General features: G+C 38.8%; 12 protein-coding genes and 1 tRNA gene. 4 read left to right on the top strand and 9 right to left on the bottom strand.

Annotation, left to right across the window (positions count from 1 at the left end):
* Positions 1–344: 344 nt before the first annotated feature.
* The 6 genes from LB465_RS04425 to LB465_RS04400 all read right to left on the bottom strand — a co-directional run bounded on the left by LB465_RS04425 (position 345) and on the right by LB465_RS04400 (position 8,778).
* A complete protein-coding gene (locus LB465_RS04425; RefSeq protein ID WP_224467465.1) occupies positions 345–1,580 on the bottom strand; it encodes a site-specific integrase in 1,236 nt (411 codons plus the stop codon).
* 254 nt (positions 1,581–1,834) lie between these two features.
* Positions 1,835–1,908, bottom strand: a tRNA-Asp gene (locus LB465_RS04420).
* Positions 1,909–1,995: 87 nt separating this feature from the next.
* Positions 1,996–2,928 carry a DUF58 domain-containing protein gene (locus LB465_RS04415; RefSeq protein ID WP_224467462.1) on the bottom strand — a complete coding sequence of 311 codons (933 nt, stop codon included), beginning with the start codon at positions 2,926–2,928 and terminating at the stop codon, positions 1,996–1,998.
* Between the two features lie 104 nt (positions 2,929–3,032).
* Entirely contained in the window at positions 3,033–3,350 is a 318-nt protein-coding gene (gene trxA, locus LB465_RS04410; protein ID WP_224467460.1) for a thioredoxin, read from the bottom strand.
* A 304-nt stretch (positions 3,351–3,654) separates the two neighbouring features.
* Complete coding sequence (dnaE, locus tag LB465_RS04405; RefSeq protein WP_224467457.1) at positions 3,655–8,046, bottom strand: DNA polymerase III subunit alpha; 4,392 nt, start codon at positions 8,044–8,046, stop codon at positions 3,655–3,657.
* Between the two features lie 285 nt (positions 8,047–8,331).
* Positions 8,332–8,778, bottom strand: a complete 447-nt coding sequence (locus LB465_RS04400; protein ID WP_224467455.1) for a ferritin-like domain-containing protein — start codon at positions 8,776–8,778, stop codon at positions 8,332–8,334.
* Positions 8,779–9,040: 262 nt separating this feature from the next.
* On the opposite strand from LB465_RS04400, the gene LB465_RS04395 reads away from it, so the two are divergent.
* Positions 9,041–9,619 (top strand): 30S ribosomal protein S16, encoded by a 579-nt coding sequence (locus tag LB465_RS04395; protein WP_224467453.1) that lies wholly within the window; start codon positions 9,041–9,043, stop codon positions 9,617–9,619.
* Positions 9,620–9,632: 13 nt separating this feature from the next.
* Positions 9,633–10,160, top strand: coding sequence for a ribosome maturation factor RimM (gene rimM, locus LB465_RS04390; RefSeq protein ID WP_224467451.1), 528 nt, complete (start codon positions 9,633–9,635; stop codon positions 10,158–10,160).
* Positions 10,161–10,208: 48 nt separating this feature from the next.
* Here the strand turns inward: rimM and LB465_RS04385 are convergent, their stop codons facing one another.
* The 3 genes from LB465_RS04385 to leuS all read right to left on the bottom strand — a co-directional run bounded on the left by LB465_RS04385 (position 10,209) and on the right by leuS (position 13,777).
* Positions 10,209–10,529, bottom strand: a complete 321-nt coding sequence (locus tag LB465_RS04385; protein ID WP_224467448.1) for a type II toxin-antitoxin system PemK/MazF family toxin — start codon at positions 10,527–10,529, stop codon at positions 10,209–10,211.
* Positions 10,526–10,750 carry a DUF2281 domain-containing protein gene (locus LB465_RS04380; protein WP_070053451.1) on the bottom strand — a complete coding sequence of 75 codons (225 nt, stop codon included), beginning with the start codon at positions 10,748–10,750 and terminating at the stop codon, positions 10,526–10,528. Before LB465_RS04380 ends, LB465_RS04385 begins: the two co-directional genes overlap by 4 nt.
* Positions 10,751–10,918: 168 nt before the next feature.
* Positions 10,919–13,777: a leucine--tRNA ligase gene (gene leuS / locus LB465_RS04375; RefSeq protein WP_224467446.1), complete on the bottom strand. Its 2,859-nt coding sequence runs from the start codon at positions 13,775–13,777 to the stop codon at positions 10,919–10,921.
* A gap of 193 nt (positions 13,778–13,970) precedes the next feature.
* Here leuS and LB465_RS04370 point away from each other — a divergent pair, with 193 nt between their 5' ends.
* Positions 13,971–14,108 carry a hypothetical protein gene (locus LB465_RS04370; protein ID WP_224467443.1) on the top strand — a complete coding sequence of 46 codons (138 nt, stop codon included), beginning with the start codon at positions 13,971–13,973 and terminating at the stop codon, positions 14,106–14,108.
* Between the two features lie 603 nt (positions 14,109–14,711).
* Entirely contained in the window at positions 14,712–16,121 is a 1,410-nt protein-coding gene (locus LB465_RS04365) for a glycogen synthase (protein ID WP_224467441.1), read from the top strand.

Raw genomic sequence — 16,121 nt, 5'->3', positions numbered from 1 at the left:
TCGATTACACAAACGTAAACATTTAATTAACATATCCAAAACATTTACACTTTAAAATTATATTTTTTCTTATAAAGTTTGAAAAATTAGTGTATTTGGCAGTATTCTAACAATAAAATTGATGTTATCTGATCAAAGTAGCGGCATATGCAATCGATTTCAGTGATAATTTTAACCTTGATTAGTCTTTGTATCAATGACATACAATATAAGGATGTCATAATTGTATTATTATAAAATGTTAATTAATACATTAGGTAATTCCCCCGAACTAATTCCATGTGAAACTCACTCCTATAGTAGACTAAAAGTAGCTTTATTAGGTGGCTGGTAGCTATTAACTTCTATCTTCCTTCCTTTTTCTGCGCCAACCTAAGTTGTTTCTGAAGCATATCCATATCTCTTTCTACCTTCTCATCTAAAACCTTAGCATAGATTTGAGTTGTTTTAAGTGATCTATGTCCTAACATCTTACTTACAGACTCAATAGGAACCCCTTTAGATAGTGTTACAGTGGTCGCAAAGGTATGACGTGCTAAATGGGTAGTAAGGTTCTTTTTAATGCCACAGGCATTCGCTATTTCCTTTAAATAAGAATTATACTTCTGGTTTGATAAAACCGGAATCACCTCTTTACCTGTTTTTACTCGAGGTTGATCCGCATATTTATCCAATATCGCTTGCGGAACATCCAATATAGGTATGCTGCTGAGCGATTTTGTTTTTTGCCTTTTTGTTTTTATCCATTTCTTTCCATTTATATCGGTTATGATATCATCTTCAGAAAGCTTTTCTATATCGGAGAATGCCAGTCCGGTATAGCAGCAAAACACAAAGGCATCCCGAACCTTATCCATGCGCAACATATCGAATTCCTGTTCCACCATGCGCTGAAGTTCAGCGTCTGTCAAATATTCCCGCTCAGAAGATTTCCAAGTTCCTTTCCAGTGAAAAAATGGATCTTTTTCAATCCATTGATTGGCATAGGCGATACGAATTATCTTTTTAAAATTTACGATATACTTTTGAGATGTATTGTGGGCGCAGTCTTTTTCTGATTTTAAATAATGATCAAACCCGGTAATAAATTGATGGTCCACATCTTCTACAGGGATATCTTTCACCTTCCATCGGAATGCCAGGTAATCTTCAATATGTTTCTTGCAGGCATTATATCGCTGCAGGGTTCCTTTGGTATATCCTTTCCCTATTAGTTTTTCCATTTGATCATTATGATCCTGGAAAATTTCTACCAGCATATACTGTTTCTCTTCTTTGCCCAGATAAATATCTTTTACAATACAAGCTGATATACGCTTATTCTCTCTTAAAAGCCTATCATGTATATCATATAATGAGGTACGAATAGAATCAATAAATCTATTAATAACCCTGGCTTCTTCTGAAGTTCCCCTGGCCTTCCCGCTTTTACTGTTCCATACCTTAAGATTAATTCTTCGGCTAGTACTAAATTCCGCCCGTTTACCTCTATAGGTGATTCTGGTATATAAAATTGCTTCTCCCTCCGGTGTGGATCTCCCTTTTTTTGGAAAAAATAGAATGTTTAATAATGTTGACATAGGTGCGTCTTTTAAAATGCTCACCTGAAAGGTACAAAAAGAGAAGGTTCAAAAGTGTTAAAGAAACTACGCAACCATTTTATTAACAGTACTTTACGAAAAATTCGGTGCGTCTTTTTGAACGAAAAAAAGACGCACCGAATTCAGCACCAATTACTTAGGTTAATTTGTGTCATTTTGATATGTTGGGGAATAAAAAAAGCCTCTAAATCATTGATTTTGAGGCTTTTTGAGTGATTTTGATACTTTAAAAGCGGTCTGGACGAGACTCGAACTCGCGACCCCCTGCGTGACAGGCAGGTATTCTAACCAACTGAACTACCAGACCGTTGCTTTATTGCGAGTGCAAATATACATCTGTTTTATTATTACACAAACCTTTTTTTAAAGTTTTTTCAGCATTATTTTTAAGTCATTAGGCAAACTTTTGTCTTTCAATAAAATAGGCCGTCAAAATTTTATCGAAATTCTTATTAATATCCGCTTCAACGTAGTTGATCTTATATTTGGCGCATTCTAATTTTAGGTCGGCAACATACTTTTGCACCGCTTCCTGGTAGCTTTCCCGAATGTTTTCCGAATAAAGGTCTATTTCAGCCCCGGTTTCCACATCGGTAAAGCGTTTAGGAATATTTTCAAAATCAAAGTCGAATTCCCGTTTTTTGTCCATCACGTGAAAGAGCACCACTTCGTGTCTGTTATATTTTAAATGCCTTAAAGCTTCAAAAAGCGCTGCTTCTTCGGTATCGGCCTGGAACATATCGGTAAACAAAAAAACCAGAGAACGCCTTTTTAGTTTTTCAGCAATTTGATGAAGAAAAGTATAGGTTTTGGTTTCTTTGTGATCGGTTTTCCTTTCCAGGCTTTTATTGAGGGCATCCAGTAACATATGCTGATGCCTGTCACTACCTTTTTCAGGGGCGTAAAACTCGAACTCATCACTATATATACTAAGACCAACCGCGTCGCGCTGGCGTTTTAAAACTTGCATAATACTGGCGATGGATAATACCGAAAAACCGACTTTATTAAGCGAATCTGCCGAAAATTTCTTCACTTCAGGATAATGCATCGAAGCCGAATTGTCCATAATAAAATGACAACGCAAATTGGTTTCCTCCTCGTATCGTTTTGTGTAGAGCTTCTCGGTTTTAGCAAAAAGCTTCCAGTCTATATGTTTGGTGCTTTCGCCATTGTTGTAAATCTTATGCTCGGCAAATTCCGCAGAAAAACCGTGAAACGGACTCTTGTGAATTCCCGAAATATAGCCCTCTACCACCTGCTTTGCCAACAATTCCAGCTGAGTAAAACCCGCAGCCGAACTATATATTTCTTCCTTTATATTCATACTCCACTAAGATAAATAAAAGCCCTGTGTTTTAAACCTAAAAAACATCCAATAAAAAAACCCGGCACAAGACCGGGTTTTCAAATTATATAAAATGCTAAAACTTATAGCAATTCGTCTAAAGCTTCAGCATAAGTATTTTTTGGCGCAACGCCTACCTGGCGGCCTACTACTTCTCCATTTTGAAAAATAAGTACCGTCGGGATATTTCTCACACCGTACTTAGCAGCAAATTCCTGGTTTGCATCAACATCTAGTTTTCCTACAACAGCTTTCCCTTCATATTCAGTACCAATTTCATCAATAATTGGTCCTACCATTCTACAAGGTCCGCACCATGCAGCCCAAAAATCTACCATTACAGGCTTGTCGCTTTTTAGCACCTGTTCTTCAAAATTCGCATCAGTTATTTCAATAGCCATAATAATGTATTTTTAATTTCTGTTATTATCATTAAAGTGTAAAATTAGTCAAATATTTTTGCTTTCCTTACAGAAGCGATATTGTATTTGGTTATACGCTTATTCAACTCGTTTATTTGGCGGTTTCCTTGCGCTCGTAGCACGGGGTCGGGCTTTCAGCGCTACATGGTCTTGCTTCAATCCCTAACCGGAAATATCAGTTAGCAGGCTTTAGTAGGCAGTGGGCAGGGTGAAAAATATTCGTGCATTCGTGGCTTTAAAAATTTATTACTGCCTACTGCAACTGCAAAACTGCAAACTGAAATCAATTCAACTTATACATCACCTGTTCATCTTCCAGGGTTTGTAATAATTCCTGTGAGATCTTTACTTTTTGCTTTTTACTCGGCATATGCAGTTTTACCTGCTCTTTCATTTCATAAACCACAAAATTCAACTTATGCTCTCCGCGGTGGGTTCTAAAAGTATCTTTAAACCAGTTAATTTTCTCTTCCTGAAGATCGGCAATATCCAGTTGTATGGTGAGTTTTTTCGCAAACTGGTCCATCACATCGTGCAATAAATAAATATTATTAAACTGAATTCTCGGCTCTCCTTTCTTCCCGGTTTCTTTATTCGTCCAGCCTTCTTTAACAAAGATCTTGATATGTACAAAAGAATTTGGTACCAGGAAATGCCGGAATTTTAAATATTCCTCGCCAAACATCCTAAACTCATAAGTATCGGTATAATCTTCTACGCTAAACATCGCCCAGCCTTTCCCCATTTTTGAAACCCGGTGCTGCACATCGCTTATCACACCGCCAAAAGTAAGGTCCCGGTTTACGCATTTTTCCAGATCATTAAACTCGCCTAATTTCGAATTGCAAAAATAATCCATTTCATACCTGAAATCGTCCAGCGGGTGCCCCGAAATATAAATCCCTACTACTTCGCGTTCCCGCCTAAGTTTTTCCATGGTTCCCCATTCTTCACAAGGAGGCACCACCGGTTCCGGAATTTGCACTTCACTGGCTTCCCCGAACAAACTCACCTGGGAAGAGTTTTCATTCTCCTGAAACTTCGCGGCATATTTTATCACTTTTTCCAAAAAGGTGATTCCGTCGCCATCATCGTGAAAATATTGTGCGCGGTGAGTATCTCCAAATCCGTCGAAGCCACCGGCTAGGGCAAGGTTTTCAAAGGCTTTTTTGTTGGCTGAACGCAAATCAATACGTTTCGCCATATCAAAAATTGATTTATAATGTCCCGCTTCGGTTTTTCTGTTTTCCACAATAGTTGCTACCGCGCCAGATCCTACTCCTTTTATAGCACCCATTCCAAAGCGCACCGCATAATCTTTATTTACCGAAAATTTGTAAAAAGATTCATTAACATCGGGGCCAAGTACATCAAGCTTCATTCGCTTACATTCTTCCATAAAGAAAGTAACCTGCTTAATATCGTTCATATTATTAGAAAGCACCGCCGCCATATATTCCGCAGGATAATGCGCTTTTAAATAAGCGGTCTGATAGGCGATCCAGGCATAACAAGTGGAGTGAGATTTGTTAAAAGCGTAAGCTGCAAAAGCTTCCCAGTCTTTCCAAATTTTCTCCAAAACATCACGCGGATGGCCTTTTGCTTCCCCTCCATCCAAAAATTTTGGTTTTAGTTGTTCCAGCAAAGCGAAGATTTTCTTACCCATCGCTTTACGCAAAACATCGGCTTCACCTTTACTAAACCCTGCTAGTTTTTGCGAGAGCAACATCACCTGCTCCTGGTAAACTGTAATCCCGTAAGTTTCCTGGAGGTATTCTTCCATTTCGGGTAGATCGTAGGCTATTTCCTCGCTTCCGTGTTTACGCGCAATAAAACTCGGGATATATTCCATCGGGCCAGGACGGTATAGGGCGTTCATCGCGATAAGGTCGTCAAAAACCGTTGGTTTCAGGTCCTTCATATGCTTCTGCATTCCCGGCGATTCATACTGAAAGATGCCTACCGTTTCCCCACGTTGAAAAAGTTTATAGGTTTCTTCATCATCCAGCGGAAATTCATCGGGTACCAAATCTATATTGTGCCTGCCTTTTACAATTTGAACCGTATCTTTAATCAGGGTTAGCGTTTTTAACCCCAAAAAGTCCATTTTCAGCAGTCCGGCGCTTTCTACAACCGAGTTATCAAACTGGGTAACATAAAGATCGGAATCCTTAGCTACCGAAACCGGCACATAATTCGTAATATCTCCCGGTGTGATAATTACCCCACAAGCGTGAATCCCGGTATTCCTTACCGAGCCTTCCAAAACACGCGCCTGATTTACGGTTTGCGCTTCCAGGTCGTCCCCTTCAGCAATATTTAAAAGTTCATTTACTTTCTCTAAATCTTCACTCCTGAATTTCTTTTTCAGTTCCTTTTCATCCATTCCAAAGATCTTTCCGAGCTTGGACATGGTAGGGATCAGTTTCGAAATCCTATCGGCATCACCTAACGGAAGATCCAGTACCCTGGCCGTATCACGGATGGAAGATTTCGCGGCCATAGTTCCGTAGGTAATAATTTGAGCCACCTGGTTGGCTCCGTATTTTTTAATTACGTAATCCATAACCCGGCTTCGACCTTCATCATCAAAATCGATATCAATATCGGGCATGCTCACACGATCGGGATTTAAGAAACGCTCAAAAAGCAGATCGTACTTAATAGGATCTATATTAGTAATCGCCAAACAGTAGGCTACGGCACTTCCCGCTGCAGAACCCCTACCCGGCCCTACCGAAACATCGAGATTCCGGGCCTCGCGAATAAAATCCTCTACAATAAGAAAATACCCCGGATACCCCGTATTTTCAATAACCGAAAGTTCGAAATTAAGTCGATCCTCAATTTCCGGAGTAAGTTCGCCGTAACGTTTTTTAGCACCAACAAAAGTGATGTGTTTCAGGTAAGCATTTTCCCCGCGTTTTCCGCCGTCTTGCTTATCTTCTTCAACTAAAAATTCGTCAGGAATGGTGAAAGCAGGTAAAAGTACATCTCGTGCTAACTCAAATGGTTCAATTTTATCAACTACTTCCTGCACATTACTAATGGCTTCCGGCAGATCTTTAAAGAGATTTTTCATCTCTTCCCCACTCTTAAAATAATATTCCTGGTTAGGTAAACCGTAACGATAACCACGGCCGCGACCAATTGGTGTGGCCTGTTTTTCCCCGTCTTTTATACATAATAAAATATCGTGGGCGTTGGCATCTTCTTTAGCGCAATAATAGGTGTTATTAGTTGCAACCAGGTTTACTTTATGCTTTTTAGCAAAATCTACCAGCACCGTATTTACACGATTTTCATCTTCCTGATCGTGACGCATGATCTCTATGTAAAGATCGTCGCCAAACTCTTCTTTCCACCAAAGCAAAGCTTCTTCAGCCTGGTGTTCCCCAACATTTAAAACCTTACTCGGCACTTCACCATAAAGGTTACCGGTAAGCACAATAATATCTTCCTTGTATTGCTTTACAATTTCTTTATCAATCCGCGGCACATAATAAAACCCATCGGTATAGGCTTTTGAAGACATTTTTGCCAGGTTATGATAACCTTTCTTATTCTTAGCCAACATCACCACCTGGTAGCCATTATCCTTTCGGGATTTATCGGCGTGATTTTCACAAACAAAAAATTCACAGCCTACAATTCCTTTTAATTCTCTGGCCTCGGCAGGCTCGTTATTGGCAAGTGCCTCTTCATTTTTCGCTCTTACTGACTTATTATAATCACCAATTTCTTTTACAAAATGAAACGCACCCATCATATTCGCATGGTCGGTAAGTGCTACCGCAGGCATATTATTTTCTGCAGCAACATTTACCAGGTCTTTAATGCTAATAGTTGATTGCAACACCGAAAACTGCGAATGGTTGTGTAAATGAGCAAAAGGAACCTCATCCAGTTTTTCAAGGTTTTCCTCTATCTCTTCGGTGGTAATTTCTGAAGTGGGTTGTTGCTTCTGAAGTCTTTTTCTTATTTCTTCGGAAGCTTTTTTAAGGTTAATGTGTTTTAACCCGATAAGCTCTATAGGCTGCGGATTTACTTCTGAAAAATTTTCAAAATAATCTACAGGTACATCAAGCTGTTCTTTGGTAAAAACACGCTGTCTAACCAGTTCCAGAAAACAACGTGTAGTTGCCTCAACATCTGCAGTTGCGTTATGGGCTTCTCCAAAAGGTTCATCGAATAAAAATTCGTGCAGTTCGGTTAAGGTCGGTAATTTAAATTTCCCACCACGCCCACCGGGAATTTCACACATCCTGGCAGTAACTTCGGTACAGGTATCTAAAACCGGTAACTGCTGAAGCATATTTTCCATTCCTTTTCTATGGAATTCAGCGCCCATAATATTCAGGTCAAAACCTACATTTTGCCCTACTACAAACTTGGTTTTAGTTAAGGCTTCCTGAAATTTCTCCAGCATTTCAGAAAGGGGAATTCCTTCTTCTGCAGCGAGCTCAGTAGAAATTCCGTGAACCTTTTCAGCATCATAGGGAATATTAAAACCTTCCGGCTTTACCAGGTAATCCTGACTTTCGATTAAATTCCCCATTCCATCATGTAACTGCCAGGCAATTTGGATACATCTTGGCCAGTTATCAGAATCGGTTAAGGGAGCGTCCCAGCGTTTGGGAAGACCGGTAGTTTCGGTATCAAAAATTAGGTACATGTGCGGCGAAAATTAGGAATTAAGCTGAATATGAGGCGGTTATTTCTGAAGAAAAACCACCTGCTTCGAGGCTAAAATTACATATAATTTAGCGCAGCCTCAAGTTAATTTTTCAGGATTTATTAACGGTCCATATTCCGCATTTCAAAGACCGTTTGCGATATTCAATAATAAAGAAAGCCTCACAAATACCGTTTTCGGGAACCTGTGAGGCCTATACGAACAATAAAAACTACTACTTCAATCAAACATCTGTTCGTACACTTTAATTTTCGAAGCCTATAATCAACTTTGCAGCTCCATACTTTTTAATTTATTTAGGGCAGCTACAATTCCATTTTTCTGTTTCAACAATAGGTTGGCTGTAGATGGTGGAATTTCCGGATCTTTTAAAACATCTTCGTATTCATCTGCTGCTACCTTCTCTCCTCTAACTGCTTCTTCTAAAGCCGCATCATCTTTATTCGAAGAAAGACTGGTTTTTAGGTTCATCCACGTTCGATGAGCATCTCCGGCTAAACTGGAACCTTTATCGGGATTTTCCCCGAAATTGCGGATTTCAGTTTTAAGCTCGTGGCCAAAATCGTAACGTTCCTGAGCCCGCTCAGAAAAAAACGCTTTTAACTGTGGATCCTGAGCATTTTCAGCAGCATATTTATAGCCTTTCTCGGCATCGTAGTTCTTTTCAAGCAACATATTTAGTTTCTTAGATACTTTCTCAGAATAACTCATCCTCTCTCATTTTATTAAAATTCGTAGTATAAAGATAATCTGCACAAACCACAGCAACAACCTGTTTAACAGGGTTTAGCACTAATTAACTGCTTTTAACAGCCGACCGCGATTTTAACCAAAAAACTTCCTAATTTTCTTTAATTTTGCGCAATTCAAAGCAACAAATATATTTCTAGCCAACTCCTTGTGAAATAGAAAAATATAGTATCTTTGCAGCCTTATTAATAATCGGGGTCGGGAACCCCACAATTTAATTTTTATGCCAGTAAAATTAAGATTACAAAGACACGGTAAAAAAGGAAAACCTTTTTTCTGGATCGTAGCCGCAGATGCGCGCTCAAAAAGAGATGGTAAATTCTTAGACAAATTAGGAATCTACAATCCAAATACCAACCCAGCTACTATCGAATTAGATGTAGACGGAGCGGTAAAATGGTTAGAAAACGGTGCACAGCCAACAGATACGGCTCGTGCTATTCTTTCTTACAAAGGTGCTTTACTTAAAAAACACCTTGCCGGTGGCGTTAAAAAAGGCGCTTTAACTGAAGAAGAAGCTGAGAAGAAATTCGAAGCCTGGTTGGAAGAAAAAGAAGCTAAAATCGCTGCTAAAAAAGACAACCTTTCTAAAGAAGAACAAGAAGCAAGAAAGAAAGCTCTTGATGCTGAAAAAGAGGTGAACGCTAAGCGTGAAGCTGAAGCAAAAGAAGCCGACGCGGCAGCTGCTGCTGAAGCTGAAGGTGCTGCAGTAACCGAAGAAGGTGAACCAGAAGCAAATGTGGAAAAGGAAGTTGATCAAGAGACTGCCGAAGAAGCAAAAACAGAAGAGAAAAAAGACTAATTCTTAGGCGGCGATGACTAAAGATGAATGTTTCTATTTAGGAAAAATCGTTGCTAAATTTAGTTTTAAAGGGGAGGTGCTCATCAAACTGGACACCGATGAACCTGAAGCTTACACAGAAATGGAATCAGTGCTCATTGAATATAATGAGAACCTGGTTCCATTTTTTATTGAAAGAAGTAATCTACAAAAAAGCACTTTACTTCGCGTTAAATTTGAAGATATTGAAACCGAGCAGGATGCTGAAGATCTTATAGGGGCACATACTTATCTTCCCCTCACCATGCTCCCCGATCTGGACGACGACCAGTTCTACTTTCACGAAATTATAGGTTTTGACGTTATAGATGCCACCCACGGCAATATTGGCAAAATCACCTCCATAAATGACAGTACCGCCCAGGCTCTTTTTGAAATTCAGAAAGGCGAAAAGCAAATCCTTATCCCTATGAATGATGAATTTATCGAGAAAATAGATAAGGAAAATAACACCATCTATTTAACTACTCCGGAAGGCTTGGTTGAATTATATCTTGGGTAGCATCCAGTTGGTAGTTTTTTAGTTGGCAGAGGACAGTAATTCAACACTTTACAAAGCAAAGGCTTCTTTTAATTTTGTATTTAATTGCTCTTTTTCCCTTTCAGTCAATTCACCTAATTTACCAACAATCAAATTCTTATCTAGCGTACAGATTTTTGTAGTTTTAATAAGAGAAGGCTTTTTTAATCTATTAGTTTCAGAAGGATTTATTAATAACTCGAAAGAAGAGATTTTAGCGATTCGGGAAGTTATAAAAGCTGCAACAACATCCATTTCTCCAATATAAAGAATTACCGCCGGTCTTCGTTTGCTACCCTTTAGATTGGTAAAAGGAAAAGAAACCAACACAATATCTCCTTTATTGATCAAAATTTTTCAGTTAAATCTTCATCACTATACAACTCTTCCTCTTCCTCCAAAAAATGAAAAGATTTAGATTTTGCAGCGTTGCTTTGAAGGTCATTAACCAATTCCTTCTCTTCACTTTTTTGTAGCAAGAATTCAACAAAATCTGATACTTCCCGAATCCTCCATTCAGGAAGTCTGGAAATATCCTGCATTGTCTTTTTTAAAATCGCTTGCTTTTTCATAATGAGACAATTTCAAATAAATATAATGATTTTTAAGGTAATTAAATTATACAAGTTAGACCCTGAAATAAATTCAGGGTGACGATAAGTACAGATAAAAAAATCCGTTCCCAAACCAAGGAAACGGATTTATTCAAATCTTCAAATTATATAATCTTCAGATCTTTTTTACCCTACAATATTTACAATCTTACCCGGAACAACTATTACCTTTTTAGGAGTTCTACCGTCTAATTGTTTTTGGGTACGTTCATCTGCCATTACGGTTTTTTCGATCTCATCTTTTTGCATATCCAAAGGAAGTTCCATGGTAAATCGCATTTTCCCGTTAAAGGAAATCGGGTAATTTTTGATGCTTTCTACCAGGTATTTTTCTTCATAAACCGGGTATTCAGCATTGACTACAGATTCTGAATTCCCTAACTTACTCCACAGTTCCTCAGCAATATGAGGAGCATAAGGCGCGATAAGTACAGCCAGAGGTTCCAAAACTTCCCTGCTGTTGCATTTTTGTGCCGAAAGCTCATTTACGCAAATCATAAAAGTTGAAACCGAAGTATTAAAACTGAATTCCTCGATATCCTCAGTTACCTTTTTAATGGTTTTGTGCAGACTTTTTAAAGAATCGGCTGAAGCTTTTTCTTCGGAAACTTCAAATTCTTCCCCGTTATGGTACAATTTCCAAAGCTTTTTAAGGAAATTATGCACTCCGGTGATTCCTGCGGTATTCCAGGGTTTTGCCTGTTCCAGCGGACCAAGAAACATCTCGTACATTCTTAAAGTATCGGCGCCGTAGTCTTCACAAATGTCATCGGGATTGACCACGTTGTATTTGGATTTCGACATTTTTTCGACTTCGCGACCAACTATATAAGAACCATCTTTTTCGGTTAAAAATTTAGCGTCTTTAAATTCAGGACGCCATTTCTTAAAGCCTTCAATATCCAATTCATCAGAATGATTCACCAAAGAAACATCTACGTGAATAGGTTGAACCTCATTCTTACCTAACAGATTTTTAGAAACCAGCACGTTCTCTCCTTCCAATCTATAAACAAAAGCACTCTGCCCCAGGATCATTCCCTGGTTAATCAGCTTTTTAAAAGGTTCTTCAACTGAAAGCTGTCCGCGATCGTGTAAAAATTTTGTCCAGAAACGGGAATACAATAAATGACCGGTAGCGTGCTCGCTTCCGCCTATATATAAATCGACGTTTTCCCAGTATTTTTGAGCTTCTTTAGAAACAAATTCCTGCTCGTTTCCGGCATCCATATATCTAAAAAGGTACCAGGAACTCCCGGCCCAGCCCGGCATAGTATTTAATTCCAGTGGAAATACCGTTTTATCATCTATCTCCTTATTACTTACCACCTCGTTGGCTTTTGTATCCCAGGCCCAGTTTGTCGCGTTGCCCAATGGCGGCTCGCCGGTTTCGGTAGGTAAATATTTTTCAACTTCGGGAAGCCGCAAAGGCAAATGCTGCGCATCTATCATTTGTGGCATTCCGTTTACGTAATAAACAGGAAATGGCTCTCCCCAATAACGCTGGCGGCTGAAAACAGCATCGCGTAAACGATAATTGGTTTTTCCGTAACCGTGACCGGTTTTTTCCAGTTCCAGGATCACTTTTTGAAGCGCTTCTTTATATTCCAATCCGCTAAGGAAATCGGAGTTCGCGATCACCGTACCTTCTTTTCCTGGAAAAGCGGCTTCAGAAATATCGGCGTTTTCAAAAATATTAGGAATAGGAATTTCAAAATGCTTTGCAAAATCGTAATCTCGCTGATCGCCACAAGGAACGGCCATTACCGCCCCGGTTCCGTAACCGGCAAGCACGTAATCACCAATCCATATCGGTACCGGCTCTTTGGTGAATGGATGTTCGGCATAGGCACCGGTAAATACACCGGTAATACTCTTTACATCGGCCATACGTTCGCGCTCACTGCGTTTTGCGCTGGCAGCAACATAAGCCTGCACTTCTTCTTTTTGTTGCGGCGTGGTGATTTTTTTAACCAAATCGTGTTCCGGCGCCAAAGTCATAAAACTTACACCGAAAATGGTATCAGGTCGCGTTGTAAAAACTGATATTCTTTTTTGGTGTTCAGAAAGACTTCCGTCATCCTTCACCTTTTTTAGGGTCTCGCCATATAAATTGAAATGCACCATCGCACCCACAGATTTCCCGATCCAGTTACGCTGACTTTCCTTTAGACTTTCGGTCCAATCCAGTTGATCTAAACCTTGCAACAAACGCTCTGAAAATGCAGAAATTCGCATACTCCACTGCGTCATTTTTTTACGTACCACGGGATAACCGCCACGTTCAGAAACGCCGTTTACAATCTCGTCGTTCGCCAAAACGGTTCCCAGCTGCGGGCACCAGTTTACTTCAGTTTCAGCTAAATAGGTAAGTCTGTATTTCAGTAATATTCTTTGTTTTTCTTCTGAAGAGAAATTATTCCAGCTATCTGCTGAAAATTCTTCTACATCATCATCGCAAGCAGCATTAACCCGGGAATTCCCTTCCGAGGCAAAAACTTCCTCTAATTCAGAAATTGCCCTGGATTTTTCAGCTTCAAGATCATACCAGGATTCAAAAAGCTGGATAAAGATCCACTGCGTCCATTTATAATATTCGGGATCACTTGTGCGCACTTCCCTGCTCCAATCGAAAGAAAAACCAATCTTATCAAGTTGCTCCCGGTATCTTTTAATATTCTTCGCGGTGGTAAGCGCCGGGTGTTGACCCGTTTGAATCGCATATTGCTCTGCAGGCAATCCAAAACTATCGTAACCTTGCGGATGCAAAACATTGAAACCAGTGTGGCGTTTGTAACGCGCATAAATATCGCTGGCAATATAACCCAGCGGGTGCCCTACGTGAAGTCCGGCGCCCGAAGGATATGGGAACATATCCAAAACGTAATATTTAGGTTTATCTGATGAATTGCTGGCGCGAAAAGTTTGATTTTCGGACCAGTATTTTTGCCATTTGGCTTCAATTTCGTTAAAGTTGTAACTCATTGTTTTGTTTTTCTTACCTGCAGGTTGAGCGCAAAGCGACTTTATATTAATGCCTGCAAATTTACAATTTTAAACCACTTATGGGAATTTAGCCTTAAGGGATTAGAAGCTTATTTGAAATCTGAAAAAATTCTTTTAAAATACTGGTTTAAAGCTAATTTCTTATCTTAGTATCCTTCTAAAATTACTATAAATGAATATTCAGGAAGAAAAAATATCGCTTGCCCAATTATTAATGAAGACTAATGATCCTGAATTAATTAGGCCTATCCGAGAAATTTTAAAAAAGAATAAACCTAAGTATTTTTGGGATGAACTTTCTACCGACTAAAAAGCTGAAATTGAAGAGGCTGATAAAGAAATTGCAAGGGAAGAAACAACTTCTTATGAAAAATTCATTAAAAAACACAGATAGTGATTCGAACGGTCATTATCACCAAAACTGCTGAGAAAAAACTTAATAAGTTATTTGAATATTTGAGTAAAAACTGGTCTGAAAAAGTAAAGAAGGAGTTTATTAAAAAATTTAGACCACAATCTTGAAATAATTAAAACCTATCCCGAAATCTTTCCTAAATCTCTTGCAAAACCCGGGTTACATCAAGCTGTTATCACAAAACAAACTACAATTTTCTCCCGGTTTAATCCTTCCGAAATTAAGATAATCACGGTGTTCGATACCAGGCAAAATCCTGATAAGCTGAATAAAAATTTATAGCCAGAAATTTTATTTCATTTCGATCCTAATATTTTCAACTAATCAGAAATAGAACAATTTTACACCTTCATTAATATGAGGAATCCCTTTATTTTACTAAATTTATAGAGAATTGGCGATAAACGGGGTGTGAATTTAGAAGCTTTACAAAATTCAGATCTTTAAAATCGCTAATAGACAACCTGATTAACTCATATTTTTTTCAAAAATTTCTATATGAACGTGATACACGTAAGCGCTGAATGTTACCCAATCGCAAAAGTTGGAGGCCTGGGAGATGTTGTTGGCTCCTTACCAAAATACCAGCAGGAAGCCGGTGTTAGCGCTAAAGTGGTGATGCCTTTATATGATAATAAATTCACCGCTGCCCACAAATTTGAAAGTGTTTACAAAGCAGAATTGGTTTTGGGAGAAAATACCTATCCTTATAAAATCCTGAAATTAAAAGAAAATGTTTTAGATATTGAAGTCCTTTTTGTTGATATACCGGAACTTTTATTTAAGGATTTCGTTTATTCCGAAGATGATACTGCACGTTTTGTAGCTTTTCAAATCGCGGTAATGGATTGGTTTCTCACCTCAAAAGAAAAACCTTCCATAATTCATTGCCACGACCATCACACAGGATTAATTCCTTTTATGGCGCAGGAGTGTTTTAAATACGAATCGCTGAATCAAATTCCCGTTATTCTTACTATTCATAACGCGCAATACCAGGGATGGTTTTCACACGACAAAGTACATTATCTCCCAGCGTTTGACATAAACCATATTGGCTTGCTCGATTGGGATGGAATGATAAATCCCTTAGCAGCAGGAATAAAATGTGCCTGGCGGGTAACCACGGTTTCGCCGAGTTATATGGGGGAATTACAAGAAGCTGCAAATGGTTTGGAAAGTTTACTGAGTCACGAAAATGAAAAATGTGTTGGAATTCTAAACGGAATAGACTCTAAAGTCTGGAATCCTGAAACCGATGAGTTTATAGAAAAAAATTATTCGTCTAAAAATATTCAAAGCGGAAAAACGGCCAATAAGAAATGGCTTTGTAAAGAATTTGGTTTTTCAGCTTCAAAACCTCTATTCGCTTTTATTGGAAGGTTGGTTTATGAAAAAGGCGCAGATCTTTTACCGGAAGTTTTAGATAAAGTCCTGGCCAAAAAAGATTGCAGCATCCTTATTTTAGGCTCGGGTAATCCTGAAGTGGAAAACGAATTAGAAAGCCTGAAGAAAAAACATAAAGGCGTTTACAATGTTTTTATTGGTTACGATGAAAAACTTTCACACCTCATCTATGCCGGCGCCGATTTCCTTTTAATGCCTTCCCGGGTAGAACCCTGCGGACTTAATCAATTGTATTCCCTTCGCTATGGCACAATTCCCTTAGTGCGAAGTATTGGCGGACTAAAAGACACCGTAATAGATATTGAAGATGGTGGTTTTGGGTTTAGTCATGAAGAAGCTTCAGAAGATGATATGCTTCAAACCATAACAAGGGCAATTACATTTTATAAGGACGCTCCCAAATTTAAAAGAACCAGAAAACATATTATGGGCATAGATCATTCCTGGAATGTTTCAGCTCAGCAGTATATCGATTTGTATAACTCACTAAAAAGCGGCTAA

Source organism: Salegentibacter lacus (genome assembly GCF_020164555.1).
Classification (GTDB): Bacteria; Bacteroidota; Bacteroidia; order Flavobacteriales; family Flavobacteriaceae; genus Salegentibacter; species Salegentibacter lacus.
Note: the sequence above shows the minus strand (reverse complement) of the source record. Positions and strands in the feature narration are given on the sequence as shown.